General features: G+C 66.8%; 15 protein-coding genes and 1 riboswitch. Of the genes, 9 read left to right on the top strand and 6 right to left on the bottom strand.

All coding sequences use genetic code 11. The annotated features are described in order from the left end of the window. Positions 1 to 22: 22 nt before the first annotated feature. From DM992_RS02920 to metF, 4 genes are all read left to right on the top strand, one after another. Positions 23 to 757: an RNA polymerase sigma factor FliA gene (locus DM992_RS02920; protein ID WP_006484033.1), complete on the top strand. Its 735-nt coding sequence runs from the start codon at positions 23 to 25 to the stop codon at positions 755 to 757. Between the two features lie 76 nt (positions 758 to 833). After that, positions 834 to 961: riboswitch (S-adenosyl-L-homocysteine riboswitch) on the top strand. A 32-nt stretch (positions 962 to 993) separates the two neighbouring features. Further along, positions 994 to 2412, top strand: coding sequence for an adenosylhomocysteinase (gene ahcY / locus DM992_RS02915; RefSeq protein WP_111015571.1), 1419 nt, complete (start codon positions 994 to 996; stop codon positions 2410 to 2412). A 160-nt stretch (positions 2413 to 2572) separates the two neighbouring features. Beyond that, positions 2573 to 2926: a phage holin family protein gene (locus DM992_RS02910; RefSeq protein ID WP_011882923.1), complete on the top strand. Its 354-nt coding sequence runs from the start codon at positions 2573 to 2575 to the stop codon at positions 2924 to 2926. A gap of 13 nt (positions 2927 to 2939) precedes the next feature. Continuing rightward, complete coding sequence (metF, locus tag DM992_RS02905) at positions 2940 to 3770, top strand: methylenetetrahydrofolate reductase [NAD(P)H] (protein ID WP_111015570.1); 831 nt, start codon at positions 2940 to 2942, stop codon at positions 3768 to 3770. A gap of 72 nt (positions 3771 to 3842) precedes the next feature. Here the strand turns inward: metF and DM992_RS02900 are convergent, their stop codons facing one another. Together DM992_RS02900 and DM992_RS02895 are read right to left on the bottom strand one after the other, a co-directional pair. Beyond that, entirely contained in the window at positions 3843 to 5321 is a 1479-nt protein-coding gene (locus DM992_RS02900; RefSeq protein WP_111017775.1) for an amidase family protein, read from the bottom strand. Positions 5322 to 5401: 80 nt separating this feature from the next. Next, positions 5402 to 6094, bottom strand: coding sequence for a dienelactone hydrolase family protein (locus DM992_RS02895; RefSeq protein WP_111015569.1), 693 nt, complete (start codon positions 6092 to 6094; stop codon positions 5402 to 5404). Positions 6095 to 6340: 246 nt separating this feature from the next. Between DM992_RS02895 and DM992_RS02890 the strand changes: the two genes are divergently transcribed. Continuing rightward, positions 6341 to 7420: a nitronate monooxygenase gene (locus DM992_RS02890; RefSeq protein WP_111015568.1), complete on the top strand. Its 1080-nt coding sequence runs from the start codon at positions 6341 to 6343 to the stop codon at positions 7418 to 7420. Positions 7421 to 7864: 444 nt separating this feature from the next. Further along, positions 7865 to 9007: a branched-chain amino acid ABC transporter substrate-binding protein gene (locus DM992_RS02885; RefSeq protein WP_034183922.1), complete on the top strand. Its 1143-nt coding sequence runs from the start codon at positions 7865 to 7867 to the stop codon at positions 9005 to 9007. Between the two features lie 85 nt (positions 9008 to 9092). Here DM992_RS02885 and DM992_RS02880 read toward each other — a convergent pair whose 3' ends face one another. Then, a complete protein-coding gene (locus DM992_RS02880; RefSeq protein ID WP_111015567.1) occupies positions 9093 to 10310 on the bottom strand; it encodes an MFS transporter in 1218 nt (405 codons plus the stop codon). A gap of 261 nt (positions 10311 to 10571) precedes the next feature. Between DM992_RS02880 and DM992_RS02875 the strand changes: the two genes are divergently transcribed. The 3 genes from DM992_RS02875 (at position 10572) to DM992_RS02865 (ending at position 13278) form a co-directional block, all read left to right on the top strand. After that, a complete protein-coding gene (locus tag DM992_RS02875; RefSeq protein ID WP_111017774.1) occupies positions 10572 to 11231 on the top strand; it encodes a pyridoxamine 5'-phosphate oxidase family protein in 660 nt (219 codons plus the stop codon). A 354-nt stretch (positions 11232 to 11585) separates the two neighbouring features. Further along, complete coding sequence (locus tag DM992_RS02870) at positions 11586 to 11879, top strand: H-NS histone family protein (protein ID WP_034183924.1); 294 nt, start codon at positions 11586 to 11588, stop codon at positions 11877 to 11879. Between the two features lie 241 nt (positions 11880 to 12120). Next, positions 12121 to 13278, top strand: a complete 1158-nt coding sequence (locus DM992_RS02865; protein WP_111015566.1) for a cation diffusion facilitator family transporter — start codon at positions 12121 to 12123, stop codon at positions 13276 to 13278. A gap of 42 nt (positions 13279 to 13320) precedes the next feature. On the opposite strand, the gene DM992_RS02860 is transcribed toward DM992_RS02865, so the two are convergent. From DM992_RS02860 to DM992_RS02850, 3 genes are all read right to left on the bottom strand, one after another. Then, positions 13321 to 13791 carry an Lrp/AsnC family transcriptional regulator gene (locus DM992_RS02860; protein ID WP_006477376.1) on the bottom strand — a complete coding sequence of 157 codons (471 nt, stop codon included), beginning with the start codon at positions 13789 to 13791 and terminating at the stop codon, positions 13321 to 13323. Positions 13792 to 13870: 79 nt separating this feature from the next. Further along, positions 13871 to 14530, bottom strand: a complete 660-nt coding sequence (locus DM992_RS02855; protein ID WP_034183926.1) for an exonuclease — start codon at positions 14528 to 14530, stop codon at positions 13871 to 13873. Continuing rightward, positions 14527 to 15171 (bottom strand): MBL fold metallo-hydrolase, encoded by a 645-nt coding sequence (locus DM992_RS02850; RefSeq protein ID WP_111015565.1) that lies wholly within the window; start codon positions 15169 to 15171, stop codon positions 14527 to 14529. The genes DM992_RS02855 and DM992_RS02850 overlap by 4 nt, the downstream gene beginning before the upstream one ends. Positions 15172 to 15660 lie beyond the last annotated feature (489 nt).

Genomic DNA, 15660 nt, shown 5'->3' with positions numbered 1-15660 from the left:
GCGCTACCGGAAGGAGAGAGCCATGATGTACAACGCTCAAGGAAAGATGTCCCAGGCCGACGTGCTCGCGCAATATGCGCCGCTCGTGCGCCGCCTCGGGCTGCAGCTCGTCGCGAAGATGCCGGCGAGCGTCGACCTCGACGACCTGATCCAGGCCGGCATGATCGGCCTGATGGACGCGGCCGGCCGCTACAAGGAAGACCAGGGCGCGCAGTTCGAGACCTACGCGACGCAGCGCATCCGCGGCGCGATGCTCGACGAGCTGCGCAGCAACGACTGGCTGCCGCGCAGCCTGCGCAAGACGTCGCGCGAGGTCGAGCACGCGGTGCACCAGGTCGAGCAGCATCTCGGCCGCTCGGCGAGCGAGACCGAGATCGCGCAGCACCTGAACATGCCGCTCGACGAATACCAGGGGATGCTGCAGGACCTGCACGGCAGCCAGCTCATCTACTACGAGGATTTCGACCGCGCGGCCGACGACGAGCCGTTCCTCGACCGCTATCGCGTCGATCACGCCGATCCGCTGTCGGCGCTGCTCGACGAGCACCTGCGCGAGGCGCTCGTCGAGGCGATCGAGCGGCTGCCGGAGCGCGAGAAGCTGCTGATGTCGCTGTACTACGAACGGGGTCTGAATCTGCGCGAGATCGGCGCGGTGCTCGAAGTGAGCGAATCGCGCGTGTGCCAGCTGCACAGCCAGGCCGTCGCGCGCCTGCGCGCGCGGCTGCGCGAACAGGCGTGGGTCGGCGCGGAGTCCTGACCCTTTCCACACGGCAACGCGCGCCGACGCTGCGCGCTTGCGCATTTTGCGCGCCGATTTGCTACAATCCCTCCCGTTTTCCGAGGAGCGTTGCGACGGACCACTCTGCGTCCGCCAGGCTCGGAAGGCTTCACCAAGCAGCCGTGCGGCGCGAGTTTCGCGACCGTCGCGCCGGCCCCGCTTCCTGAACGGCGCTCACGTCACCAATCTAGAACTTTTTTAGAAAGGAGGGCGTGATGAACGCCATTATCGATTCGCAAGCTTCCAAGGATTACGTCGTCGCCGACATGGCGCTGGCCGGCTGGGGCCGCAAGGAACTGAACATCGCCGAGACCGAAATGCCGGGCCTCGTGCAAATCCGCGACGAATACAAGGCGCAGCAGCCGCTGAAGGGCGCGCGCATCGCCGGTTCGCTGCACATGACGATCCAGACGGGCGTGCTGATCGAGACGCTGAAGGCGCTCGGCGCGGACGTCCGCTGGGCCTCGTGCAACATCTTCTCGACGCAGGACCACGCAGCGGCCGCGATCGTCGAATCCGGCACGCCGGTGTTCGCGTTCAAGGGCGAATCGCTCGACGAATACTGGGAGTTCTCGCACCGCATCTTCGAATGGCCGAACGGCGAATTCGCGAACATGATCCTGGACGACGGCGGCGACGCAACGCTGCTGCTGATCCTCGGCGCGAAGGCCGAGAAGGACCGTTCGGTGATCGCGAAGCCGACCAACGAGGAAGAAGTCGCGCTGTACAAGTCGATCGCGAAGCATCTCGACATCGACGCGACCTGGTACTCGAAGCGCCTCGCGCACATCAAGGGCGTGACCGAAGAAACCACGACCGGCGTGCACCGCCTGTACCAGATGGAAAAGGACGGCCGCCTGCCGTTCCCGGCGTTCAACGTGAACGATTCGGTCACGAAGTCGAAGTTCGACAACCTGTACGGCTGCCGCGAGTCGCTCGTCGACGGCATCAAGCGCGCGACCGACGTGATGATCGCGGGCAAGGTCGCGGTCGTCGCCGGCTACGGCGACGTGGGCAAGGGCTGCGCGCAGTCGCTGCGCGGCCTCGGTGCGACCGTGTGGGTCACCGAAATCGATCCGATCTGCGCGCTGCAGGCGGCGATGGAAGGCTACCGCGTCGTGACGATGGAATACGCGGCCGACAAGGCCGACATCTTCGTGACGGCGACCGGCAACTACCACGTGATCAACCACGATCACATGAAGGCGATGCGCCACAACGCGATCGTCTGCAACATCGGCCACTTCGACTCGGAAATCGACGTTGCGTCGACCCGCCAGTACCAGTGGGAAAACATCAAGCCGCAGGTCGACCACATCATCTTCCCGGACGGCAAGCGCGTGATCCTGCTGGCGGAAGGCCGCCTCGTGAACCTCGGCTGCGCGACCGGCCACCCGTCGTTCGTGATGTCGAACTCGTTCGCGAACCAGACGCTCGCGCAGATCGAGCTGTTCGTGCGCGGCGGCGAGTACGAGAACAAGGTGTACGTGCTGCCCAAGCATCTCGATGAAAAGGTCGCGCGCCTGCACCTCGCGCGCATCGGCGCGAACCTGTCCGTGCTGTCGGACGAGCAGGCTTCGTACATCGGCGTGCAGAAGGACGGCCCGTTCAAGCCGAACCACTACCGCTACTGATGCGCCGCCACCGCCGTGCCGTGCGCGCCTCGCTGCGGGGCCCGCGGTGCGGCGGCGGCACGGCGCCGGATCGCCGGCCTTCGCGTTGCGCCTTCGGGCGCGCGCGTCGGCCGGCGGCGGCCGCTGATCGCACAGATCGACAACCGAACCGGAGCACTCCATGAGCGTCATCCTCACCTGGGTCATCAACGCGCTCGCGCTGCTGATCATCACGTACCTCGTGCCGTCGATCCACATCAAGAGCTTCGGCACCGCGCTGATCGTCGCGGTCGTGCTCGGGCTGATCAACACGGTGATCCGCCCGGTGCTGATCCTGCTGACGCTGCCCGTCACGATCGTCACGCTCGGGGTGTTCATCCTCGTCGTGAACGCGCTGTGCTTCTGGTTCGCGTCGTCGCTGCTGAAGGGCTTCGAGGTGTCGGGATTCTGGTCCGCGTTCTTCGGTTCGATCCTGTACAGCATCGTGTCCTGGCTGCTGTCCGCGCTGATCTTCGGCCAGCGCGACATCGGCTGACTCCTTTCGAATCATGAAACCGATCGAACTCTCGTTTGAATTCTTCCCGCCGAAGACGGCGGACGGCGTCGAAAAGCTGCGCGCGACGCGTGCGCAGCTGCTGCCGCTGAAGCCGAAATTCGTCTCCGTGACGTTCGGCGCCGGCGGCTCGACGCAGCAGGGCACGCTCGATACCGTGCTCGACATGCAGAAGGACGGCCTCGAGGCCGCGCCGCACCTGTCGTGCATCGGCTCTTCGCGCGACAGCCTGCGCGCGATCCTCGACCAGTACCGCTCGTATGGCATCCGGCATATCGTCGCGCTGCGCGGCGACCTGCCGTCGGGGATGGGCGCGGTCGGCGAACTGCGCTATGCGTCCGAGCTCGTCAGCTTCATCCGCGCCGAGCATGGCGACTGGTTCCATATCGAGGTCGCAGGCTACCCCGAGTACCACCCGCAATCGCGCTCGCCGAAGGCCGATCTCGAGAATTTCGCGCGCAAGGTGAAAGCCGGCGCGAATTCCGCGATCACGCAATACTTCTTCAACGCCGACGCGTATTTCCGCTTCGTCGACGATGTGCGCAAGCTGGGCGTGGACGTGCCGATCGTGCCGGGCATCATGCCGATCACGAACTTCTCGCAGCTGATGCGCTTCTCCGAGATGTGCGGCGCCGAAGTGCCGCGATGGATCGCGCGCCGGCTCGAGAGCTTCGGCGACGATCGCGACGCGATCCGCGCGTTCGGCGCGGACGTCGTCACCGATCTGTGCCGCCGCCTGATCGACGCGGGCGTGCCGGGGCTGCATTTCTACACGCTGAACGCAGCGGCCGCGACGCGGACGATCTGCGAACGGCTCGCCGTGTAAGCGCCGCCGCGCGTTTTGCATGCGCAAAAGCCCCGCCGGTCTTGCCGGCGGGGCTTTTTTTCGATGCTTGCGTCAGCGCTGCGCCTGCATCAGCGGCGGGCGGCGGTCGAACCACGGCCGTGCCTGTTCGAGCTGCCGCGCGAGCCTGAGCAGCAGCGCGTCGTCGGTGTGGCGTGCGGCGAACTGCACGCCGATCGGCAGCCCGCGCGCGTTCCAGTAGAGCGGCACCGACATCGCCGGCTGGCCGGTCAGGTTGAACAGCTCGGTGCAGCCGGCCCACGCGAACGCCTTTTCCGACGACTTCGCGAGCATTTCCTTCAGCAGCGGCTTCACCGGCAGCGCGGCGAGCAGCTTCATCTGCGCCGATTCGAACGGCGTCGGCTGCAGTTCGCCGATCTTCACCGGCGGTCCCGCGAGCGATGCGCACAGGATCGCGTCGTAGCGCGACACGAGGCCGGCCACCTGCACGGTCAGCTGGCGCTGCCATTCGAGCACGTCCGGCAGGCGCGTGCGCGCGAGGCGCCGGCCGACCACGGCCATCGCCCACGTCGCCGCTTCGAATTCGCCGCGCCGCGGCGCGCGGCCGGTCAGCGCGCGCGCGCCGAGCACCATCTCCTCGGCGATGGTCGCCCACAGCGTGAGAAAGGTTTCGGCCGCGCGCGCGTAGTCGACGTGCAGCGTCGCCGGCTCGACGTGGTGGCCGAGCGATTCGAGCAGTGCTGCCGCGTCGTCGAGCGCCGCGCGCGTGTCGTCGGCGAGCGCCGGCGCGAGCATCGGATCGACGACGAGGCCGATCCGCAGCGGGCCCGGCGGCGTATCGAGTTCGCCGAGGAACGTGCCGGGCGCGCCGTGCGGCAGCGTCTGGCCGGTCGTCACGTCGAGCAGCAGCGCGCTGTCGCGCACGCTGCGCGAGACCGCATGCTGGACGACGAGCTCGCCGTTCGACGGCTGGTCGACGAGCATCGGGTTGCGGCTCGGCTTCAGGCCGAACAGCCCGCAGCACGATGCCGGGATGCGGATCGAGCCGCCGCCGTCGGACGCGTGCGCGAGCGGCACGATGCCGGCCGCGACGGCCGCCGCCGCGCCGCCGCTCGAGCCGCCGGGCGTGTGGTCGAGATTCCACGGGTTGCGGCATGCGCCGAACAGTTCGGGTTCCGTGTACGGCATCTGGCCGATCTCCGACGTGTTGGTCTTGCCGAACACGTTGAGGCCCGCTGCGCGGCTGCGCGCGATCACCGGCGAATCGTCGCCGGGCACGAAATACCGGTAGTGCCGGCTGCCCATCGACAGCGGCAGCCCGGCGACCGCCGCACCGAGATCCTTGACGAGATACGGAACGCCCGCGAACGGTGCGTCGGCGCCGGGTTCGGGCGCGGAGGCCGCGCGCTGGCGCGCGGCTTCGTAGTCCTGCAGCACGATCGCGTTGATCGCGCCATTGACCGCTTCGGCCTGGCCGATCGCGGCATCGAGCAATTCGCGCGGGCTTGCCTTGCGGTCGCGCACGAGCGCGGCGAGGCCGATTGCGTCATGCGCGAGATAGTCCGAGTGCATCGCGGTCACCCCCGTTGTGACTCGTGGCGATGGTGGGAGCATAACGCGGGCCGGTGCGACGGGCCCGCGGCGGGGCGTTTTTACAGGTGCTCGGCGAGGAACGTCAGCGTGCGGCCGTGCGCGAGCGCCGCCGCGCGCTGGTTGTACGACGCGCGGTCCGTGCAGTTGAAGCCGTGCTCGGCGCCCGGATACACGTGGAACGATGCGTGGCCGCGGCCGGCGAACGCGGCCTTCACCTGGTCGACGGCCGCGAGCGGGATCCCGTGGTCGTTTTCCGCGTAGTGGAACAGGATCGGCTGCGTGACCTTGGCGGCCAGATCGAGCGCGTTCTGGATGCCGCCGCCGTAATAGGCGACCGCCGCATCGAGCTTGCCGGTCGCGGCCGCGCGGTACGCGAGCTGGCCGCCGAAGCAGTAGCCGATCGCGGCGAGCTTGCCGGCCACTTCGGGGCGCGCGCGCAACGCGTCGGCCGCCGCGCCGATGTCCGCGACCGCGAGACCCACGTCGGTCTTTTTCAACAGCTCGATGCCCTTGTCGCGATCCGCGCCTTCGTAGGTCAGCTCGACGCGCGGCTGCGTGCGCCAGAACACGTCCGGCGCGAGCGCGACGTAGCCGTCGGCCGCGTACTGGTCGGCGACCGCGCGGATGTGCGAGTTCACGCCGAAGATCTCCTGGATGATGATGACGGCAGGGCCCTTGCCGCGCTTGGGCAGCGCGAGGTAGCCGCCGAAGCTGTCGTTACCGGTCGGGATGTCGATCCATTGGGCAGTCACGTTTTGAACTCCTGGCGAACGGGGTGCGCCGAGCGCGCCCCGGGTGGAATAGGGCGGCCTAGTGTGCCACCAATCGTCTGGCGGTGCAGGGCACGCACGAAGTGCGCGCCTGCTGCGCGCGTCCGCTTCTCGCGCAGCGATCGTTTCGATCTCGATTATTCATTTTTCGGCGGCGAGCCGCTTCGATAGAGTCGATGTGCCGGCTTTTACAAAGCGCTTTCGCACATCGTCATCGAAGGATTCGTCATGCCTGCCCGTCCGTATTCCACACCCTTTTCCGAACGCTTCGGCCTGCGCCTGCCGCTCGTGCAGGCGCCGATGGTCGGCGCGACCACGGCCGCGATGGTCGCCGCCGCATCGAACGCCGGCGCGCTCGGCAGCCTCGGCGCCGGCGCGTTCGAGCCCGAGCGTCTCGCGACCGAAGTCGCGGCGATCCGCGCGGCGACCGATCGCCCGTTCGCGGTCAACCTGTTCGTGCTGCCGGACGCCGCGCCCGACGCGGCGACCGTCGCGCGCGCACTCGCGGCGATCGACCCGCTGAACGCGGCGCTCGGGCTGCCGCCGGGCGCCGCGCCCGAGCGCTACGCGCCCGACTTCCGCGCGCAGCTCGATGCGCTCGTGTCGCTGCGCGTGCCGGTCGCGAGTTTCACGTTCGGCGTGCTCGACGCGGCCGACGTCGCGCGGCTGAAGGCCGTCGGCACCTACGTGATCGGCACCGCGACGCACGTCGCCGAAGGGCTCGCGTGGCAGGCGGCCGGGGCCGACGCGCTGTCTGCGCAGGGCGCCGAGGCGGGCGGCCATCGCGGCACGTTCATCGGCGCCGCCGAAGACGCGCTGATCGGCACGTTCGCGCTCGTGCCGCAACTCGTCGACGCGACGGGCCTGCCCGTGCTCGCCGCGGGCGGCATCATGGACGGCCGCGGGATCGCGGCCGCGCTCGCGCTCGGCGCACAGGGCGCGCAGCTCGGCACCGCGTTCCTCACCTGCGCGGAAAGCGCGATCGCGGCGGACTGGAAGGCGCGCCTGCTGGCGAGCGCGGATACGTCGACGCAGGTCACGCGCGCGATCACCGGCCGCCATGCGCGCGGGTTGCGCAACACGCTGATGGCGCGGCTCGGCGAACGCGTGGCCGACGCCGCGCCATACCCGGTGCAGAACGCGCTGACGCAGCCGCTGCGCCAGGCGGCCGCGCGCACGAATGACGGCGACTACCTGTCGCTGTGGGCCGGGCAGGGCGCGCCGCTCGCACGGCGGCGCGGCGATGCGCTGACGACGTCGCAGCTCGTCGCTGCGCTCGACGCCGAATGGCGCGCGTCGGCGGCCTGAACGGGGCGTTTCATCGATCGCCTGAACCGTTCGTACCGAACGACGAAACGCGCGTGTTGTCACGCGCGTTTCATTCAATGATCACGGGCACAAAATACCGAATCGAAATGCCCCGGGAATCCTTTGAAGCGACCTTTCGCCGAGCTGCCGAAAATTAGCGGAAACCCTTATCCGGCGGGGCTTGCGGCGACTTCCGAGTCATCCTTCCAAAGTGCGCATATCGGTAGTGTTACCACTACCCCAAAAAAGTCCCACAAATTAATTTGATCGCCTACACTTGCGCGCAAGTACGGACGGGCGGTTGCTAAAAGCGGCTGTTTACACGTGCTTGAGGCCAAGTGCATAAACGATGCAACCGGCGAATCGTCCAGTGATTGCAAACACAGGGATGGCAGCGGGGCACCGGGCGATGGCGTTTTATTGGGACCGAAACTGGAGACTTACATGAATATCAAAATGCAGAAGCTGTTGCCGATCACCGCAGCGGCGATGCTGTGCGTTGCAGCTGCAAGCAACGCGGCCGCCGATCAAGTCGTCAAGATCGGCCACGTCGCGCCCTTGACGGGCGGCATTGCACACCTGGGCAAGGACAACGAAAACGGTGCGCGTCTCGCAGTCGAGGAGATCAACGCCAAGGGTCTCACGGTCGGCGGCCAGAAAATCACGCTGCAACTCGACCCGCAGGATGACGCGGCCGACCCGCGGCAGGCCACGCAGGTTGCGCAGAAGCTCGTCGACGACAAGGTCGTCGCCGTCATCGGCCACCTGAACTCGGGCACGTCGATCCCGGCCTCGAAGATCTACAGCGATGCGGGCATCGTGCAGATCTCGCCGTCGGCGACCAACCCGGCCTACACGCAGCAAGGCTTCAAGACCACGTACCGCGTGGTGGCGACCGATGCGCAGCAGGGCCCGGCACTCGCGAACTACGCGCATTCGAAGGGCATCAAGAGCGTGGCGGTGGTCGACGATTCGACCGCATACGGCCAGGGTCTCGCGAACGAGTTCGAGAAGAAGGCGAAGGCGCTCGGCCTGAAGGTGATGTCGCACGACGCGACGAACGACAAGGCGGTCGATTTCCGCGCGATTCTGACCAAGATCAAGGGCGAGAATCCGGACGCGATCATGTACGGCGGCATGGACGCCACCGGCGGCCCGTTCGCGAAACAGGCGAAGCAGCTCGGCCTGCGCGCGAAGATCCTCGCGGGCGACGGCGTGTGCACGGAAAAGCTGGCCGACCTGGCCGGCGATGCGACGGACAACGTCGTGTGCTCGGAAGCCGGTGCTTCGCTCGAGAAGATGCCGGGCGGCGGCGCGTTCAAGGCGAAGTACGAGAAGCGCTTCGGCCAGCCGATCCAGATCTACGCACCGTTCACGTATGACGCCGTGTACATCGTCGCCGACGCGATGAAGCGCGCGAACTCGGCGGACCCGGCGAAGATCCTCGCGGCGATGCCGGCGACGAACTACACGGGCGTGATCGGCACGACGACCTTCGACTCGAAGGGCGACCTGCAGCACGGCGTGATCTCGCTGTACAACTACAAGGGCGGCAAGAAGTCGCTGCTCGACGAAGTGAAGATGTAACGCAACAGGCGGTCGACAGTAGGGGCGAAAGCGCGCATGCGGCAACGCATGCGCGCTTTCTTTTTGGCCGACGGGCGCGATGCCGTCAGATCTTCAGGTGCGCGAGCACCTTCGGCGCGACGGCTGCGACGAGCGCCGCGCACAGCGCGACGACCGACAGGCCGATCGTCAGGTTCGCGGCCTGCGCGACCGCGCCGATCACGACCGGACCGAACAGCAGTCCGAAATACGCAAGCCCGGCCACATGCGCGAGCCCTTCGGCCGCGTGGATGCCTTTCACGCGCGCGGCGGCCGCGAACAGCACGGGCATCATGTTCGCGAGGCCGAGGCCCATCAGCGTGAAGCCGGTCAGCACGGCGGCCGGATAGGGCAGCAGCAGCGCGCCGATCATCCCCGCGCACGCGAGCGACGCGCTCGCGAACACGAGCTGCGGCGCGCCGAAGCGGGCGCGTACGGCGTCGCCCGCGAAGCGCGCGATGGCCATCCCGCCCGAGAACGCCGCGTACGCGGCGCTCGCGAGCGCGGGGCTCGCCGCGACGACGTCGCGCATGTAGACCGTCGCCCAGTCGTACATCGCGCCTTCGGCGATCAGCGCGACGAGTGCGATGCCGCCGAGCATCCACAGCGCGGGCGAGCGCCAGCGATTGCCGCCGCCGTGCGCGTGTTCGTGGTGCGGCACGTGCGGCAGCACGGCCGGGCTCGCGGCCACGAGCACCGCGGCGCTCACCGCCGCCGCGAGCGCGAGATGCGCGGCCGGCGCCATGCCGGCCGACAGCAGCGCGCCGCCGGCCGCCGCGCCCGACATCCCGCCGATGCTGAACATCCCGTGCAGCGACGACATGATCGGCTTGCCGAGCGCGATCTCGACCGCGCTGGCCTCGGCGTTCATCGCGACGTCGAGCGTCGCCATCGAGAAGCCGAACAGCGCGAGTACGCCGAGCAGCATCCAGTAGTCGGGCACGACGAGGATCAGCGCCGCGCACGCGGACATCACGAGCCCGCCCGCGAGGCACGCGGTGCGCGAGCCGACGCGAGCGATCCAGCGCGCGATGGTCAGCATCGCGGCGATCGAGCCGCCGGCGACCGCGAACAGCGCAATCGACAGCAGCCCGGGGTTCAGCGCGAACTTGTCGCGCACGGTCGGCACGTGCACGCCCCACGACGCGTACATCATGCCGGCGACGAAGAACAGCGCCATCGACGCCGTGCGCGCACGCTGGCGGGCCGGGAGCGACAGCACGCGATGCGCGTCCGGCGGCGCGGCGAACGGGGACGACGATTCGGGGGAGGCGGATTCGGACACGGAAGGCTCGTCAAAGGATGCATGGACGCACGCGGCGTCCGTCTGAATCGTCCGATTCTATCGAACCGCTTACGATCCTGCCGGGCGCTGCCCGTTCGGTGGATGATCCGGCGATCCGGTCACGTCGCGGCAGCGCGCCGTCCATCCGGTGCCTGGCGCCGTGTCGGCCGTTCGGCCGATACGCGGCGTGCGGCGCCCGCGGGTAACATCGAAGCGCACGCGGCGTGCCCGAAGCGCCGCCCTTCGACCGCAGGAGTCTTCTTGAACATCGATCCCGCCTTCGCCCTGCATCTGCTGCACCGCTGCGCGCTCGGCACGCTTGCCACCCATGCGCGCGATCCGCAGGGCTTCCCGTATCCGACGGTCGTCCCGTTTGTGCCGGATGCAAGCCATCGGCCCGTGATTCTCGTGAGCGGCCTCGCCGAACATACGCGCAACCTCGCCGCCGATCCGCGCGCGGGTTTCCTCGTCGTCGACGCGCCCGACGGCGACGTGCTGAACGCCGAACGCGCGACGCTGCTCGGCCGTTTCGTGCCGCTCGGCGACGATCCGCACGTCACCGCGCGCTACCTGCGCTACGAGCCGGACGCCGCGCGTTATCTCGCGCTCGGCGATTTCACGTTCTGGGCGCTCGATATCGAGCGGCTGCGCTATATCGGCGGCTTCGGGCGCATGGGCTGGGTCGACGGCACGCATCTCGATGCGCTGCCGCCGCTCGGGTTCGACGAGGAACAGGCGCTGTGGAGCGCATACGATGCCGGCGATGCGCGCCGCGACGGGCTCGACCTGCTCGGCGTCGATCGTCACGGCGCCGACTGGCGGTGCGACGGCCGCCGCGTACGCACGCCGTTCGATGCGCCGCCGGCCGATGCCGGCGCGCTGCGCGACCGGCTGATCGCATGCGCGGGGGATGTGGCGTGACGTCGCGGATTGGTTTGTCCGTTTATAGCAAGTCGCGCCATCCGATTTTTGCAAACCTGTCGTCCCATGAAAGCTTTGATTTTTCGTATGCAGGGTAATTGCGTATGTTGATAGTCTTAATCGGCAATCGCTAATGTCCTAATCTCTGTGTAGGAACGTAAAAATTTGAGAAAAGGCCGCGGCCGGTCAAAACGACATGGACGAATTACAATTGATCTCGGGATTTTCATGAATCTCGCTTCTATCAAATCTTTTTTGTGCTAATCTCTGCCTTCGAAAATCCGAGGCACATATATTTCATGAATGGTGAGCTGGCGGCAGACCGGCGCCATTAGTCAGATAGAAAGGGAAACTATGTCTTCTTACAAGGACCTGCTGGCCCAGCGGGAGAAGCTGGAGAAGCAAATCGAAGAAGCGAAGTCGCGTGAATACGCTGAAGTGCTGAATGACGTGAAGCAGAAAATTGCCGACTACGGCTTTTCGCTCGCCGAACTCGGCCTCAACCGCGCGAAGGCAGGTAAGGTTGGCCGTCCGCGCGCAGGCGTGGCCGCGAAATACCGCGATCCGGAAACGGGCGCGACGTGGTCGGGCCGCGGCAAGCCGCCGCGCTGGATCGCCGGCAAGAACCGCGAACAGTTTGCGATTTAAACGTCTGTTTAAGTCGTCTGCCTCAAAAGAGCCGCGTGTCCGTTCGGGAGCGCGGCTTTTTTGTTTCCGGACACTCGTCGGTGTGCGGAAATTTGTCATGAAAATGTAATAATGCGGCGTGAATGAAAATGCGACACGTTCGCATAAGCGATTGATTTGAATGAGGAATTTGTTGATATTGGCGAGTCTCGCGGGGCGCTTTTGATAGAATTGCGTATCGCACACCGATATCTCATATTTCATGTCCACGTTTTCCGGCGACGCGCAAAGCGCAGATAAGCACGCAGTTGCGCGCAAGAGCACGCTCGTCAGTATCGTACTGAATGTCGTGCTGGCAACATTTCAGATCGTCGTCGGCACGATTGCGCATTCGCAGGCGTTGATTGCCGACGGTGTACATTCGATTTCCGATTTGATCTCGGATTTCGTCGTGCTGGTTGCGAATCGGCATAGCGGCGCATCGCCGGACGCCGACCACAATTATGGGCACAGCCGCTACGAGACGGTCGCGTCGCTGTTTCTCGGCGCTATCCTGATTGCGGTCGGAATCGGCATGCTCTGGCGCGCCGGCGACCGCCTCGTTAATCTCGAAAACATCCCGGCCGTGCATTTTTCCGCACTGGTCGTCGCGCTGACGGTGCTCGTGTCGAAAGAAGCGCTGTTTCGCTACATGCTGCGCGAGGCGCGGCGTGTGCGCTCGGCGATGCTCGTCGCGAACGCATGGCATGCGCGTTCGGACGCCGCGTCGTCGCTCGTCGTCGCGATCGGCATCGTCGGCAGCCTGGCCGGCGTGCGGCTGCTCGACCCGATCGCGGCGGCGATCGTCGGCTTCATGGTTGCGCGCATGGGCTGGACGTTCGGCTATGACGCGCTGCAGGACCTCTCCGACCGCGCGCTCGACACGGCCGACACGGCCGAGATCCGCGCGCTGCTCGTGGCGACCCCCGGCGTGCGCGACGTGCACGACCTGCGCACGCGCAAGATGGGCGATGCCGCGCTCGTCGACGCACACATCCTCGTTGACCCGAAGATCTCCGTCTCCGAAGGGCATTACATCGCCGAGACCGCGCGCGCGCGCGTGCTGACCGACCCGCGCGTGCTCGATGCGCTGATCCACGTCGACCCCGAGAACGACGCGGCGCGCCGTCCGGCGCTCGCGCTGCCGCCGCGCGGCGAGATCGCGGCACGGCTCGAGGCCGCGCTCGCGCAGCGCGGGCTGCGCGCGGCGGAGATCAACCTGCATTACCTGAGTACGGGGCTCGAGATCGACGTGACGCTCGCGAGCGATCCGGGCGGCACCGATGCGGCGCTGGCCGGCCGGATCGACGCCGACGCGCTCAAGCGCGAGTTCGGCGCGAGCCGGATCGACTTCACGCGCGCGATGCCCGCGCAGGCGTGACGCGATGCCCGCGAGCGCGGGCCGTCCATGCGGGCCAGCGCGTTACAGCGGCAGTTGCGTGTCGAACTTGATTTCGCGCAGCACGACGCTCGTGCGCACCTGCGACACGGCCGGGATCTTGAAGATGCGTTCGTGCAGGAACACGTCGTAGGCCTTGATGTCGGGCGCGACGATCTTGAGGATGTAATCGGCCTCGCCGGTCGTGCTGTAGCACTCGGTGACTTCCGGGCAGGTCGCGATCTCGCGCTCGAACTGTTCGACGCCGCCTTCGTTGTGGCGGGTCAGGTGCACGTGCGCGAGCGCGCAAACATGCAGGCCGAGCTTCTCGCGATCGAGCAGCGCCGTGTAGCGCTGGATCACGCCCGACTGTTCCATGTCCTTGATGCGGCGCCAGCACGGCGTGCTCGACAGCCCGACCTGGTCGGAGATTTCCTGCACGGAACGGCGCGCGTCGAGCTGCAACAGGCGAAGGATTTTTTGCGAAAAGGAATCGAGCGTCACCTGCGCCTCCATGCGGCAGCTACAACACGCTGAATGTTAGAGGGCCGGGAAAGGAAAGGCAATCTGGCGTGGCGCTGTTGAGCGAGATTCGCTAATTTGCTCGCGGATCCGTGGGGTTTTGTCCCGTCCCCGCGTTTTCCGACCGATCGGTATCCGACACGGCGAGGCCCGCGAGCGCTGCCTGCTGCCGGCGCAGGTCGGCGAGCATGTTGCAGAACAGCGCGCCTTGCTCGATCGCGTCGTCGAGCGCGACGTGCGTATGCGGATGGTCGTCGAACCAGTGCTTCGGAAAGCGCGGCTTGATCGCCTTGCGGTACGGCAGGCCCGTCATCGCGAACGCGAGCGTCTTGATGTCGAGCGCCGACCACGAGAACGGGCAGCGCCCCGCGAAGCGCATCATGTACCAGAACATGAACGTGAAGTCGAAACCGGCCGGCATCGCGACGAACACGGGCTTGCCGGGCAGCGCCTCGACCCAGTCGACGTACGCGACCAGCGCCGCCTCGGGCGCCTGCAGGTCGCGCCGGCACGCAGCCCACGCTTCGGGCTCCGTCTTCCACCAAGCTTCCTGCACCGGATGCGCCTGTGCGCCCGGCAGCGTCTCGAGGTTCGCCGAGAACGTCGCGATCAGCTGCTTGTCCTCGGTATAGGCGGCCGATGCGAAGCTCAGCATCGAGTGCGGGCCCGGAATCGGGCCGTCGGCCTCGACGTCGGTGCTGACGTAGATTTCCTGAATGGCGGTCTGGTTCATCCGAACACCTTGTCGGACACGAACGGGTTCGTGCGGCGCTCGTCGCCGAACGTCGACACGGGGCCGTGGCCCGGAACGAACGTGACGTCGTCGCCGAGCGGCCACAGTTTTTCCTTGATCGAACGGACGAGATCCGCGTGATTGCCGCGCGGGAAATCGGTACGGCCGATCGAGCCCGCGAACAGCACGTCGCCGACGATCGCGACGCGATGCGCGCGGCTGAAGAACACGACGTGGCCCGGCGTATGGCCCGGGCAGTGATAGACCTCGAGCGTTTCGTCGCCGAACCGCACGGTGTCGCCGTCGTTCAGCCAGCGGTCGGGCTCGAAGGCTTCGGCGGCCGGAAAACCGAAGCGCTCGCTCTGCGTCGGCAGCTTCTCGATCCAGAAGCGCTCTTCTTCCTGCGGCCCCTCGATCGGCACGCCGTAATGCGTCGCGAGCGTTTTCGCGCCCGCGCAGTGATCGATGTGCCCGTGCGTGAGCAGCACCTTTTCGACCTGCACGTTCTGCCGCGCGACTTCCTGTTCGATCCGGTCGAGATCGCCGCCCGGATCGACGACGGCGGCGCGGCCCGTCTTCTCGCAGACGAGCAGCGAGCAGTTCTGCTGGAACGGCGTGACCGGAATGAGCGTGACTTTCATGGAGGCACCGGCGGCTAAAAGGAGCGATTGTACCGGTCGCGCGCGCTGCCTGCCGCCCGTGCGGCGCACCGCGCGACGCGCGTCTACGGGCAATCCCGGAGCATGTCGATTGTTACCGCCATAGTGAGAATCAATGGTCCGGCCGGGCGCCTTTTCGAGATGGCGTTTTGATTTATGTATAATGCGCCCCATTGCGCGTGAATTTCACGCAATTCGCTGGTGTTTCGGCCCCGTTAAAAGAGGCGTCGAAATCACCGTCAAGCATCAGCCGCCGGGGAGTCCGGCGGTGTATCCAGCACCGAGCATTCGGTGCTCACGTCTTGTCCGGCCGGGTGCTGCGCGCCCGCCTGCGGCCCTGCTGCCGCGCCGCCGGATGAGGCCTGTGCCGCCGTTCCTGTGCGTTGGTCGTATCGACGCGCGCGAACGTGAAGCCATGTTCGATGGCGGCATGTGGGGTCTGGTCAGGCTGTTGGGGACAGGTTGCGCCAG

Source organism: Burkholderia sp. JP2-270, from assembly GCF_003233675.1.
Taxonomy (GTDB): Bacteria; Pseudomonadota; Gammaproteobacteria; order Burkholderiales; family Burkholderiaceae; genus Burkholderia; species Burkholderia pyrrocinia_C.
This window is presented reverse-complemented; position numbering and strand designations above follow the sequence as displayed.